The organism is Gammaproteobacteria bacterium (assembly GCA_013697705.1).
Taxonomy (GTDB): domain Bacteria; phylum Pseudomonadota; class Gammaproteobacteria; order UBA6002; family UBA6002; genus UBA6002.
In genome coordinates, this window is the sequence record JACCWJ010000027.1 from 1 (window position 1) to 14,458 (window position 14,458).

Consider the following 14,458-nt stretch of genomic DNA (forward strand, 5'->3'; position numbering starts at 1 on the left):
GCGACTTGATCGCGGGATCCAGCCTCGGACGTGGATCCCGCGATCAAGTCGCGGGACGACGTGGATAGGGAATCACGGGGCGACGACAGGAAGGGTAGTCGCGGACCACGTAGAGGTAGTCGCAGGACGACGGGAAAGGGAGTCGCGACGTCGAACGTTCAGCTTAATAGTTACGATCTCGTAGCTTGGATGTATTAATTATTGGGATAATGAATCATATCGTGAAATGAGGCAATTTTTGTGGTTGTATTTCGGTAACCATGGGGTTGATTTGCATTGAACCTTAATCCCTCGCCCTTATTTAAAACTTGCCAAACGCCATTTACTAAAACGTCCATTTTTCCTTCGACCACAATGACATGCTCAATCACTCCGTGTTTATGTGGCGGCGATAAATGTTCACATCCCGGTAACAAGTCAATGATATAAATTTCAAAATTTAATTGTTTATCAAAAGGAAATAAGGGCATTACACGTATTTTTTTATCACTGGGATGAATACGCCGTGGTTGCCCAGCTCGATAGATAGGTTCATCAAACTCTGTGCCAATCTCTTCAATAAAAGAAGAAAAAGAAGTACGAAAACCGCTCGCAATTTTCCATAAAGTTGCAATGGTGGGGCTAGACTCCTCTCTCTCAATTTGCCCTAACATTGCTTTACTTACTCCAGTTTCTTCCGCTGCTTTATCTAAACTCCAACCGCGTTCTCTGCGTAAGGCCTTTAATGTTAGGGAAATATGCTTATAAATATCTTTCACAACTGACCCTTTAAATAATAAACTTGTGCGCAATAACGCACAGTGATACTATCTTAATTATGCGTTATAACGCACGACTTGTGAAGTGATAATCGTGGAGGTACAAAAATGTCAGAAGAGAAATTTAAAAATAAGTTGGTCGCTGTCTTAAATAAAAGCATTGAGACGGGCAAAGTGATGAATGCTTTAGCACATATGTGCATTGGTTTAGGCTCAGCGATTGGTAAAGCAGAATTGCGCTTAACAGACTATGAAGATGCAGATGGGGGCTTACATCCCTTCATTTCGGAAATCCCATTTATTATTCTGTCCGAAAACTCAAACAAGATTAAAAAATTACGCAATGAAGCGATTGCCAGTAAGATAATATTCAATGATTTCACTGATACAATGACAGTGGGAACTTATAAAGAACAAATTGCAAGGACATTGCAGGTCAAAGATGAAGACCTTATCTATTATGGAATTGTATTGTTTGGGGACTGGGATCAGGTAACTGAGCTCACCCGTAAGTTTTCTCTGTGGCGATAAAAAAGTGTGAGGGGCATTATAGAGAAGGGAGAACCCGGATTTCGCTGGCGCTTCATCCAGGCTACATTTCATTGCTAATAAGTGAGGAATATTTTTCTAAAACAGATGACAATAAGGAGAAAAAAATATTCTCCAGATAGAATGGGATGGCAACTTAAACTATAATTTATTAATAAAAGCTATAACTATGCTAACCATTTGGAGAAACTTATGAAACCTACACATATTAAGCCACCTTCTAAACAGGTGATAGCTATAGGAATATTAAACTCAAAAACTCATTTAGCGTGGGATTACTCCTCAGAATCTGCATTGTTTGTGAAAATTCCTCCAGGAGGTCAGCTTGATGATGTTAATAATTTTCTCAAGGAGAATGACGTCGAGTTTCAAACCAAACAACATAGAGGCCTTGTTAATATCGTTATTCCTCCCAGTCAGATCGAAAAAATAAAAAACCTTGAAGACGTTGAGCCTATTGCTCAATCTGGGCCTAAACCTTAACACCAGTTGCACTTGTCACCAAACCAGGATAATAGTGTAATCTCTGGAAACCTGTATCCTGTTTATTGTGAACACCCGAGGAGGAAGATGCAATACCACTTTCGGGGTAAGCTATTATCAAAATGCTATATTAAGACGTTAACTACTTTAAAGAAACAAGATGGACTTATTAACAAAACGCGCCACCCTCTTTATCATTTCCCTAGCATTGTTCATGGATGTATTAGATTCGAATATCATTAATACTGCAATTCCAGCGATGTCACGCAGTTTTCAAGTGAACCCTATTAATTTAAAAATTGCATTGATCAGTTATTTGCTGAGCTTGGCTATCTTTATTCCCATTAGTGGCTGGACAGCCGATAAGTATGGCACTAAGCGCGTGTTTATCGCTGCTTTAGGTCTCTTCACGATAAGTTCATTTTGGTGTGGATACGCCCACACCCTTATGGAGCTGGTTATTGCGCGCAGTATTCAGGGGATAGGAGGTGCCTTCATGATTTCATTAGGAAGGTTAATCGTAGCCCGTACATTTAAGCGTCACGAATTAGTGTCAGCTATGAATGCTGTGATTATTGTGGTTTCGGTTGCAGTAATGGTAGGGCCTTTTGTAGGGGGTATTATCACAGATAATTTTTCTTGGCCGTGGATTTTTTGGGTGAATATTCCCGTGGGAATTTTTGCCATAATTTTTTCTGTGTATTTTTTAAGAGATGACGCACAAAAAAAAGAGCGACCTTTTGATATGTGGGGTTTTATTTTATTTGGTGGCAGTTTAGCCATGTTATGCTTTTCACTTTCCCAAATGAGCGAAACAGATATTGATCTGCATGCCTCGTGGGCGATGATAACGATTGCGGCGGTCATGTTAATTATTTTTATAATTCATGCCAAACGATATGACCATCCCGTTATTAATATTGAATTATTTCGTATTCGAACTTTTCGAATTTCAGTTTTTGGAAATCTTTTCTCACGATTAGGTTTTGGCGGCATGCCATTTTTGCTGCCATTATTACAGCAGATGGGATTAGGCTTCAGCGCGCAATTATCTGGATTATTATTAGTACCTATGGCATTTGGTATTATTTTTTCAAAGCTCTTCGGGTTACGAATTCTAAAACTGATGGGTTATAAAAATTTTTTATTATTGAACACCACGTTAGTCGCATTCACTATATTTTCGTTTGCGATAATAAACCAACATACCTCAGTCTATACCATAGCTAGTTTAACTTTTATTCTCGGCATTTTTATCACATCACAATTCACAGCGATGAATTCTCTTGCTTTCTCACAGATTAGCCGGGATGAATTAAGTAATTCAACCCCTATAACAAGTACAGCCCAAGTGTTGGGACAAAGTCTAGGTGTTGCTGTTGGAGCGATATTGCTTAGATATCATTCTTCACAGTTAAAACAGGTTTTATTAACACCCACCGTGTTTCATCAAACTTTTTTTTCAATGGGTTTACTTACCCTATTGTCAGCGCTTATTTTCATTAGTTTAAGACCTGATGATGGCCAGCAAATGCTGCTTGCAGGATCTGAAAATGAAAGTTAAAGCAAGGATGGTTTCTTATTTTGAAGGTAGCTGCCCTGCCATAATTTAAGTTACGCTTGAATAAAACGTAACTATTCACACCCCACAGTGATTGGTTGGCTATGACGTTCAATTTTGAGCGGAATTTAAATTATTTTTCACAAGAAAACTATCAATCATATGCCTTGCAATACTTGCAGGAGGAGGAAGATTCGGTAAAGCCTCTCTGCTAAACCATTGAGCATCCTCTAGTTCTTTATCATTTATACACATCTGGCCACTTTCATAGTGTGCTTTAAATCCTACCATAAATGAATTTGGAAAAGGCCATGATTGACTACCAAAGTATTTAAGATCTTTCACTATAATACCTACTTCTTCTAGCACTTCTCGTTTGACCGCCTCTTCGCAGGATTCTCCAGCTTCAACAAAACCTGCTAAGGTGCTGTATACCCCTTTAGGGAAATGAGGTGATCTTGCTAGAAGAATCTTATCTCCGTGCTCAATTAGAACAATGACAGCTGGAAAGCTAGCAGGGTAAATAATTTTTTGACAGTGCGTGCAAATCTTAGCAATTTCTATGCTACTTATTGTTGTGGGAGAGCCGCAACTGCCACAATAAAGAGAAGAGCGATGCCAATTTATCAGTTGTTTGGCACGTAATATTAATTTAGACCTCTCTCCCTCCACTGTGGTCAGGAGATCACGAGCCGGGAGGAAGAGATGGTGGGTATTAATTTTTATTGACGAATGCAAATTTACAACATAGATAGTTTTGTTTTCAAAATTACCCAGAAAATAATAATTCTCTTGTGTGATACCCAAGCAGGTATCATGCTTTACTTCACCCAGGGGAATGACGCAATTTAAATCTTTCTGTTGCGTTAATAATTTGTCATCCCAAAAAAATAAACAATGATCATTTTCTGAGAGCATTGAGGATACCTCATCTAAAGACAGACCGTTTAACCATAAAATAATTTCTGTATTTAGGCAAGTGATTCATCTATGCCCCCCCCATAGCAATAAAACTAACAGCTTACAATTGGTATAAAATTAACGGCAGGAATTAAAGACAAAGGATATTTTTGCAGTGGTTATAAAGAACTCTATGAAGTAACTACTGTTTTCACTGGGGTTTTTTGAAATTAATCTTTCGAATATCACCACGTATCTAAACGTACAGAATTAGAAAAATACTCACTTAATCGCCGCTGAGTGCCTGGACTAACCATCGCCGGTAATTTTTCAAAATCAAACCAACCCTTTGCCTCGATTTCAGGAGAATCTACTTCCTCGATAGAATAATTTTTTATCACGAAAATTACGGGATAATCGTTTTGCCCTAAATAAGTGTTAAAATAAATGCCGAATAATTCTGGCTCTTGTTGAGTGACTATACCTACCTCTTCTCGGAGCTCGCGTAAAACAGCTGTTTTAATTGATTCACCTCTTTTAACGCCGCCTCCTGGTAAATACCAATGTGGTTGATAAGTATGCTTGACCAGTAGTATTTGGTTATCCTGATTTAGGATAATTGCACGCGCACCAAGGGTGACCACTCCCAATACGGATTTAATTTTACATAGCAAATATGTCGCCCATTTGTAAAAAAAACGTATGATTTTTTTCATAAGCCACACCTAATAATGGTATCTATGGATTTGAACATTTCACATTCCCTATGTAACTACAGTAATCATTAAATAGTACAAGGAGCAATAGGGGTCAAGCAATAGGATCACCTCTCAAATAATCTGCTCATCCATTGCATCTTCCAAAACCGCTAATTCAAGATGTAACCCTTATTGTCCAAGGAGGTATACTTCTCCGTTATATTGTTAAGTTTTTGAATTTATTAAGATGGTTATGCATAAAAAGGGTGGCATTCCAATCGGATTTACTTGAAATTTATAAAAGCACATGGGCCACTCAGCTTGTTACACAACGTTGTGAGTAAAGCTCATCCAGTAGATTAATAGTCTGCAATCATTAATCATGGCGCGCTTTAGCTATAGTCAGTTTCAAGCGGTCATTCCGAAAATATTGAAACATATCGGAAATTATCAGATAGGAATTAAGACCTTTTCAAGGCAAACGGCTTCCAAAATAGTAATTGAGGAATGCCCCTCCTTATAGGAACACGCTGGAAATTAGCGGAAGTATTAATGGCCTAATTTTAAAGTGAGACCAGCTCTAAATTGCTCAATATATTCTTCAACTTTGACCTTGTATCGATAAGCTATATTGTTTGTAAGCATCTCAGGGTTTAGGTTTTCCCCATCTTGAGGCCAACCATTGCTGGATGCCTCCTCTTTCCAGTCATCTCTTAATTCTTGTTCATTTGCAGGTTCATGAATGCACATCAACGCTATTGCTTTAAGACATGGTTCTCGTACCGCATCGTTGACGCCTTTGTTAGTGATATGATCCCACAAATACATGATAAGACTACACTCTTCGTCCGTTAAGATGCTCTGCAATCGAGAATCTACTCCTAACTCAAATAAATACTTAATCATCTCAAATATTTTTGGACCCACATCTACATCTACATCACCCTTAACATTTAAAATTAACAGTTTTTGTACGAATAAATCTAAACAATCCCTTAGTAAATCATCGTTCTTACGTTTTCGTTGTGGGTTTGCAAAAAATGGTTTAGCAGCCTCAGGATCCCTGCTCATACATAACAACTGAGCAACAGTATTGAAAATATTTTCATTAATGAGACGGTCACTGTATGTATCCAACAGACAAGTCGCAAGTTTAGAAGTTTTAAAATTCCCGGTGTATGTAAATTTATTATAAATGTGAACTTACCTTCTATGCTTTCAAAAATTGAGCCTAGAGTGTTTTTCATCTCCTCCACTATCCTCGCCGTATTCATTATCTCTTCGCAGTCCCTTGTAATATCTTTTTTAATACCAAATAAATATAGAGTGGGACTCCGCATAGGATTAAATGGCACCTTGCCGTCTTTAAAAAATGATTTTAGTGCTTCGCAAAGCATAGCCATATACCGATGATGAACGGTCAAAAAGTATTTATTTACCATTACCATCGTCCCATAAGTTGTGATTACGGAACCAATGAAGGAACCATCACTTGTCATGTTTTAGTCAATAAGCTATTCCAAGACGCCAGCTCCTCCATATGTCTTACAAAAAAAATTATCACTTGCTTGGTGCTTGTGAAAATAATTTTATCATTGCTTCATTAAAAGCAGGAATATCATCCGGCTTACGACTTGTTACTAACATATCATCCACTACTACTTCTTTATCCACCCACTGTGCTCCTGCATTTACTAGATCTAATTTGAGAGACGGCCATGATGTCATAGTATGGCCTTTAACACCGTTCGCATTAATGAGCGGCCAAGGGCCATGGCAGATAGCTGCGATAGGTTTGTTATTTTTAACAAAATGGGCAATGAATTCGATGGCATGATCATTAATGCGTAATTTATCGGGATTAATGACCCCGCCCGGTAATAGCAACGCATCGTAGTCTTGAGGACTGGCCTGTTCGAGGTTAACGTCTATAGCGAATTCATCACCCCACTTGGTATGCTGCCACCCTTTGACCTTTTCATTGTTTGGGGAGACGATAAAAACTTCTGCACCGACAGCTTGCAGTTCTTTTTTAGGCTCCGTCATTTCAACTTGCTCAAAGCCGTCAGTAACTAAAATCGCAACTTTAAATCCTGCTAATGCTTTATTCATGGTAGCTCCAACACTTAATTAATTCTTACTTAAGCTTAGCAAATATTCGATCGTCTTACCAAAATTGATGAACAATATTTTGGCTCTGTTTATTCGATAAATTAATCATCTCTAAGCTACGTATAAGCTTAAAATTACATTAAAAAATGCAGTATTTTTGCAATAGGTGGCGAAAAAAATGAATTAAAAATATATCTTATTTCTTTTGCGATAAATTTAGTATATTATTCGCGCCTTCCACAGCCATCGCCAGAGAACAGATATGTTAGAAATACTCGAACGTTTTATCATCAAATATACTATTCCGAAATTAAATAAAAAATTTATTTCACCCAACTTATCTTTTGATGAGAAAGAAAAACTTGATGAGCTATGCAATAAAAATAGAAAATTAATTTCAGGCTATGATCAGGGTGATTATGAACTGCTTTCAATCAAACATCATTTTCTTGAAGTCTTAGAGAAAAGGATAGGCAAAGGAAATCACCACAAAAAACTTCCGTTGCCGCTGCAAAAAATTGATATTATTTCATTAAAAATGATGGCATGGAAACGTGCAAACAAACTTGGATTGATTGTAGACCAAGTTAATCTTCCAGAAGAAATTAAACAAATAATTATTCCGCATGTACAACTAAAACCTTATGGTAGTTTAGGACCCATAAAGGCCGATAGAATATTACGAAATATCTATCGACTTTTAGATCTAGAACGTAACAATTCCGCGTTGAATCTCACCAAAATTAAAAGCGCAATAGAAATTGCATTTATATTGAATGCAAGTAAATTAAAAAATACTTTATTCGACAAAATACAGCTTCTTCCGGTGCAGAAGGATGTATTAATTACCTTATTAAAGTGGGCGATAGAGTATAATGACACCATTTCCTTTAATAGATTGTTTGAGTCTACTGAAAGCCTAAATAATGATGACATCCTTAAACTCATACCCTCTTCGTTTGCAGGTAATTCAGAAATCTTCAACTTGCTATCTTCTAAAGTCAGCACTGAAAGATTAAAAACCACATTATTATTACATGTGGTAGCCGAGTCTGGAGACATAAAAAAATTACGCGATCTTTTAGACCAAGGATTCCCACCTCTTAGACGAGATGAAAATGGCTGGTTGCCTTTGCATTACGCAATAAGAAAAGGAAAAATTAAAGCTTTCAAAATTTTGCATCCACTTGTTGCAGATCAGTTAACAGAGACAGACCATTACCAGCTTTTCTATTGTGCCGCAATAAATAATCGTCTTAAATCTATCGATTACCTGATAAAAAATAAGTTCAATTTAAACGCTAAAGTAGATAATACTAACATAATAACAGGCCTTTTAAGCCATCTGTATCAAGAGATGAATAGGGAAGAACAAGCGTGGGGTCTCGCCTATCGAACCTATGATGAATCTATTTCGATGATTGAATCGATCATAAGCACAAACTCTCAATTAGTGGGTAACAAATACGATAAAAAAATCTCTGAGAATTTAGAAATGTTAGCTTCAATTAAACATAAACATAGCACTAGTAATTTCAGCAAAAAGTCCAAAGCCCTTTTGGATCATCCTGCTATTGGAGGTGATCTAAGTTTATATCAGCGCTATTATGGAACATACAAAGGGAAGGTAACAGATGCTTTCACCGGCGCACTATCAGCAGGCTCAATAACTACACTCTTATTAGGAGTGGCTGTCAAAGTCAGCGCTAAATCTAGCAAAAGTCATGAAACAGCTAATATCATCTTAAGTCTAGGTGTTGTCGCAATTGTACTTGATTTGATGCTACTCTATTTATATTACAGCCGAAGAAGCAGAGTTCCCTGCACTAACTTCTTTAAGAATACTCCTCCCGCCCCTGAAAACAATGACCAAGGGCCCGTTATAATTGTGAGACCTTAATCAGAAGGAAGCTCAATTGATAGTTTTAATCGTATTTGAATTTTCAAGACCTTTAAGACATCTTTCAATATAAACGTTAACCACAGGGTCAGGAATATTGGGGTTCAAACAACTTTTGAACAACTCTTCAGCTTTTTGAAATTGGTTTTGTTGGTATAACTTTCTAGCTTCATTAAATACTTCTTGGTATTTGAGTTTATGGTTGCGGACCACTGTCTGATCAATCGCACACACTTCATAAATTCCAATAGGAATTGTTTGCCCTCTGATAATGACGTCATCTATTTGTCGCAACGCATAATGCTGGGGATACATTAATTTTTTGACGGTATTATCCGTAATGATAAGAGGGATTTTATATTCCTTAGTAAGCCCTTCAATTCGTGATGCAGTGTTAACCGCGTGGCCAATAACGGTCCCCTCCATTCGTGTTTCATTACCAATGATGCCTAATATCAACTCTCCTGTGTTAATACCGATTCCGATATCAATTGAAAATCCACCTTGGCTTTGTTGTTCCTTATTAAATACCGATAGTTGGTGTTTCATCGCTATAGCAGCTTGAACAGCAGAGTCTGGATTGCCAAATAATGCCATAATTGCATCGCCAATATATTTATCAATAAAGCCTCTATACTGGCTAATAATGGGTTCCATTTCGCCAAAAAAATTATTAACAAATTTGAACACTTCACTCGGTTTTATTCGTTCAGAAATATTGGTGAAACCACGTATGTCACAGAACATAATAGTGCGCTCGCAAGAAATACTGTCGCCAATTTTGACGCTGACCAAACTTTTTTTATTCAGTTGATCTAAAAATGCATGCGGCACAAAGTGTTCAGAGGCAGCATAAAGTCGAGCGTTGTCCAAAGAAATTGCTGCCTGTGTGGACAGCAAGGTTAATACTTGGAGTAAATCTTTTCTAAACGCATCTTGAATGAGATCATTCTCAAGATACAGAATCCCTATTAAGGTTTGTTGCTTTTTGATTGGCATACAGAGCAGTGACTTGGGTTTTTTAGTTAAAATATAGGGGTCATTCATAAACCTGCCACTGTCTTGAGCTGACTTACTTAAAATCACTTCCTCCTGACTATTTTTGACATAAGTTATCAGCTTAATGGGCAGGTCATCTCTATCGGTTATAGCAACACCCTGCTGGAGAATGATTTCTTCACGATTCGCATATCCTTCAGCTGCCACAAATAAATTACCCGCATTTTCAAGTAAGATGACCCCTCGCTCAGCTCCAGCATTTTCTAATATGATGTGGATCATTTCTCTTAATAAATTATCTAAGATAATTTCACTAGAAATAGCCTGTGTGGCTTTCAACACAGAAATATAATCTAATATATAGGGGTTCATAGTGCTGGAGGAAATAGAATCCCTTAAAGAAACTGAATCAACACCTAACTCTGGGCTGGTTTTTTGGGTAAATAACCAATTTGGATATTCTTTTTCTAGGGAGGCAGTTTTTGCTAAAGCACCCCAGCGCAGATAATTATAATGTGCTTCTTGCAAATATAATTTAGCAAATTTTGTTTTATTGCCACTTAAATAATATTTTGCAGCCAATTCATTCGCGATTGCTGCAAAGTATATAAAGCCGCCTTCTTGCGCTGACTCAATTGCTTTATCATACATCTGTTCTGCTTCGGTAGCATTGCCCTCGAGACGCGCCCACTCTGCCAACATGAGTAAATATTTATGTTCAATATTTCCAGGTTGAACTAAAAACCATTCCCGCACTTTCTTTAAAAGCTGCTTATACGTTTTTCTAAATGCTTTCTTTTTAGCACTTGAAGCATCTTTATAACATTGGGCAATACTAAGCGCGTAGATCGCATACAAATCTTGATTCCACACAACACCTAAAAAATAATTCCGCAAACTATACGCAGCAACTGAATTTTCTAAAGCAGTCTCATAATGTCCAAAAACAAATAGCAAATGAGCATACAACTCATAGCATCCTAAGGTAATAGTCCGTGCTTCTGATTCGAAAGGCGCCTCAATCATTTGTCCAATTTTTTTTATGGTTAAATTAGATTCACCTTGCCAATAAAGAATCAGCGCTTTGAAGAAGATACCAAATCGATAAAACCCTACGTCTTGGGCTCGGTACAGTGTTTCGTCAACTTCTTCCACTATATTGAGTGTTTCAGACAGCGGCTTGTTACTGGTAAAATACAAAGCCATGTGCACTACTTGAGCATATCCAGCAAATAGTGTGTCACCCGAGTCTATAGAAAGTCGATAAGCAGTTTTGCAAAGTTTGATACACTCTGAGAAGGGATGGCGCCAATGAGCAAACCACAAAGCATAGGTTGTATAATATCGTGACAAGGTGGGTAAATGATTTTGTTTTTTTGCTAGTTTTCCAGCTAATTCAACTAGGGCAAATGTTTGCTTATAATTCTTGAGGCGAGTCATTACAATCAAGGCATAGGTCATATAGGCAGTGATTGAATAGCGACAATACCCCCCTTTCAAATTAATTAATATTCTTTTTGTAGCCATTAATGCTAGTAATTGTGGATTTGCAATATATCCAGCAGGACCCATTTCCATTAACACATGACTTGCAACAATTATGGCAGGATCGGTAGCTTCTTTTAATTCTTGGTCAAGATTTTCGATATCTTTAAAAAGAAGCTTCATACTAATTTTAAGAATATCTTTGATGATGTGATAAGTGGGGTGTAATGGTAATTTAATTCCAAGTAATTTCAAGGCATCAATACCTGTTGCTAATGATTTTTCATGCTGATGACGGTTAGCATAGAGAATAACTTTTATAGTATAGATATCCGCCTTTTCTAGATTCGTCTTGGCGTGTGCAAGCAAAACATCAAAATATTGTTCAGATTCTTCATGGTTCCCGGCTAAATAAGAGCTCTCTGAACGTTCACGATAGAGATCAAATAAAAGCTGATAATCACTCTGCCAATATGATTCATCTAATAATTCAATGGCAGAGGAAACATAACTAAGCGCATGCTGGTAAGCAATGGAACGTTTAGCTTTTTGAGATGCTGTTAGATTTAGAGCCGCCACCACTAATTTTTCTTTTCGTTCACTCACTAAATCTAAACTTTTGTTGTAGTGTTGTAATATTTCGAAAACCGTGCGGTGATTTTCCATGTCTTGAGGCTCATATCTTTCTAACAAGAGCCTTGCTATGCGCAAATGGGTTTGCTTACGCGCCGATTCAGGGATTAAATCATAGGCAGCCTGCTGCACCCGGTCATGAATAAATTGATAGTCTATCTTGTCGATAATGTCGTGATCATTAAATTCGACTGACCCTATTTCAACTTGCTTATATGACGTTCCAATTTTTTTAATCAAACCCGTTTTTAATGCAGGAATTAATTCTTCAGCAAGGATCTGGGCGTTTTCTTGACCAATTAATTCGAGTGTAGTTAAATCAAACTGGTTACCAATACAGGCAGCCAACTTCAATGTTTCTTGAGTAGTTACAGGTAATTTTTGTAGTCGTGTAATAGTTAGATCAACAACATTATCTGTGACAGATAATTGTTCAATTTGATTAATATCCCATTCCCACTTATTGGTTTCATAAGAAAAATTCAGAACACCTTCTTGGTGCAGTAGTTTAAGAATTTGGTTGATAAAAAAGGGATTGCCGTGAGTTTTATAGTAAATTAATTTAGCGAGAGGCTTAACTTCATCAACAGCCTGGTTTAATGTATCGGCTACCAGGTTTTCTACATCAGACTCATTAAGATCTGACAGACTAAGCGTATGTACCGGAATGCCCACTTCCATTATGTCTTTTATCGTTTTTAGTAAATAATGGTCGGCTTTTACTTCGTTATCCCGATATGCCCCAATCGCCAGTAAATATTTGCTTTTGATATTCGTTAAAATATTTTCCATAAGTTGTAGTGAAGCATGATCAGCCCATTGCAGATCATCTAAAAATATAACCATGGGATGATCAGCACTGATAAAAATGCGGAAAAAATCCTCGAAAACCATGGTAAATCGATTTTGAGCCTCAGCAGCCTGTAATTCGACGACGGGGGGCTGTGGTCCGATGATCAATGCTAATTCCGGTAATATATCAACAATAATTTTGCCATTAATACCTAGGACGGCCATGATTTCATCTCGCAGAGAAGCTAGCCGGGAATCTGGCTCTGTGAGCAGTTGATTTATTAGAGACTGACAGGCATGTATTATTGCACTGTAAGGGACACTACGTTGCAGAAGATCAAACTTACCACTTATAAAGTATCCATGCTGACGCACAATAGGTTTTTGAATTTCTTGAATAAGTGATGTCTTACCTATACCTGAATAGCCAGTCACTAACAATAATTCACAGCTGCCATCGCTAACACGATCAAAGGCGTTTAATAAGGATTCAATTTGTTGATCTCGATGGTAAAGTTTTTGTGAAATATACAAATGTTCAGAAGAAATATTCTGTCTCAGTTTGAAAGGCTCGATTAAACTTTTCAACTGCCATTGTTGCGCACATTCGTTTAGGTCAAGACGCAGGCTAGTCGTTGAGCTATAACGGTCTTCCGGAATCTTCTCTAATAATTTACTCACAATGAGCGACAGCATTTTTGGGATTTGTGAGTTAACAACCGAAACTAAGGGAGGTATTTTAGCAATATGACAGTGCACCCATTCTATAGGATCATTGGCTTTAAAGGGCAATTCTCCTGTCAGCATTTGAAAAAAAGTCACCCCCAAAGAGTAGAAGTCGGTGCGATAATCCAGTGTTCTATTCATTCTTCCCGTTTGTTCAGGAGATATATAAGCAATATTGCCTTCTAAGACATAAGGACTTAATTGAGATTCGACTTTATCAAATATTTCTACTGCCAAACTTAAATCTGTGAGTTTAGTCGTTAATGTAGCGGGATCTATGATGATATTGTAAGGGTTTATGTCTTTGTGAATGATGTTGTGTTTGTGTAGAGAATCCACTACATCAACTAGCTGCTTAGCAATATAAAAAAAGTTAGTTAAATTAATAGGACGGGCATTTAAGAATTCCGCTAAGGTGATGCCTTGAATATCTTCCAAGACTAACACTAAGGAATTCTGGTTAGGCACTAAGCCTTCAAGACCAATAATTCCGGGCAAATCTAATTTTTTCAGCAATAGATATTCATGCTGCAATGTTTCCAAATCTCTTGGGTCTGGCCGTTCAGCCATAAGCGACTTAAGGATGACTTTTTTATTATCTTCTAATCGCGTTGCGCGGTAAACGACAACAGTAGGCCCTTCGTGGAGTTTTTCTACTATGTTATAACCTTTTATATGCACCACATTATCACCACTAACCTGTTAACGTATTTCTCTGAAATCATACAAAGACATATCTCTAATTATAGTAGTAAAACTGCCACGCAATAGAAGCTTAAAGCATTGATTAAACTATTATTATCTTGCAGTTGGAGATTTTTGCGTAACTATTCCGCACCAATTTTCAATCTGAAAGCATCTA

Annotated in this window: 10 protein-coding genes; 4 read left to right on the forward strand and 6 right to left on the reverse strand. The window is 37.4% G+C overall.

Annotation, left to right across the window (positions count from 1 at the left end):
* Window positions 1-194: 194 nt before the first annotated feature.
* Entirely contained in the window at window positions 195-758 is a 564-nt protein-coding gene (locus H0U71_06450; protein MBA2654689.1) for a helix-turn-helix transcriptional regulator, read from the reverse strand.
* A gap of 108 nt (window positions 759-866) precedes the next feature.
* On the opposite strand from H0U71_06450, the gene H0U71_06455 reads away from it, so the two are divergent.
* The 3 genes from H0U71_06455 (at window position 867) to H0U71_06465 (ending at window position 3,354) form a co-directional block, all read left to right on the forward strand.
* Window positions 867-1,289, forward strand: coding sequence for a DUF2000 domain-containing protein (locus H0U71_06455; protein ID MBA2654690.1), 423 nt, complete (start codon window positions 867-869; stop codon window positions 1,287-1,289).
* A 210-nt stretch (window positions 1,290-1,499) separates the two neighbouring features.
* The gene (locus H0U71_06460) at window positions 1,500-1,790 is read left to right on the forward strand and encodes a hypothetical protein (protein ID MBA2654691.1); all 291 of its coding nucleotides are present in this window, start codon (window positions 1,500-1,502) and stop codon (window positions 1,788-1,790) included.
* 160 nt (window positions 1,791-1,950) lie between these two features.
* Entirely contained in the window at window positions 1,951-3,354 is a 1,404-nt protein-coding gene (locus H0U71_06465; GenBank protein MBA2654692.1) for a DHA2 family efflux MFS transporter permease subunit, read from the forward strand.
* A gap of 108 nt (window positions 3,355-3,462) precedes the next feature.
* Here H0U71_06465 and nudC read toward each other — a convergent pair whose 3' ends face one another.
* The 4 genes from nudC to H0U71_06485 form a co-directional block, all read right to left on the reverse strand.
* Entirely contained in the window at window positions 3,463-4,269 is an 807-nt protein-coding gene (gene nudC / locus H0U71_06470; GenBank protein MBA2654693.1) for an NAD(+) diphosphatase, read from the reverse strand.
* Window positions 4,270-4,496: 227 nt separating this feature from the next.
* Complete coding sequence (locus H0U71_06475; GenBank protein ID MBA2654694.1) at window positions 4,497-4,967, reverse strand: NUDIX domain-containing protein; 471 nt, start codon at window positions 4,965-4,967, stop codon at window positions 4,497-4,499.
* Between the two features lie 531 nt (window positions 4,968-5,498).
* Complete coding sequence (locus H0U71_06480; protein MBA2654695.1) at window positions 5,499-6,086, reverse strand: hypothetical protein; 588 nt, start codon at window positions 6,084-6,086, stop codon at window positions 5,499-5,501.
* A gap of 423 nt (window positions 6,087-6,509) precedes the next feature.
* A complete protein-coding gene (locus H0U71_06485; GenBank protein MBA2654696.1) occupies window positions 6,510-7,061 on the reverse strand; it encodes a type 1 glutamine amidotransferase in 552 nt (183 codons plus the stop codon).
* A 262-nt stretch (window positions 7,062-7,323) separates the two neighbouring features.
* Between H0U71_06485 and H0U71_06490 the strand changes: the two genes are divergently transcribed.
* Window positions 7,324-8,961, forward strand: a complete 1,638-nt coding sequence (locus H0U71_06490; protein MBA2654697.1) for an ankyrin repeat domain-containing protein — start codon at window positions 7,324-7,326, stop codon at window positions 8,959-8,961.
* A 12-nt stretch (window positions 8,962-8,973) separates the two neighbouring features.
* Here the strand turns inward: H0U71_06490 and H0U71_06495 are convergent, their stop codons facing one another.
* Complete coding sequence (locus H0U71_06495; GenBank protein MBA2654698.1) at window positions 8,974-14,280, reverse strand: AAA family ATPase; 5,307 nt, start codon at window positions 14,278-14,280, stop codon at window positions 8,974-8,976.
* Between the last annotated feature and the right edge of the window lie 178 nt (window positions 14,281-14,458).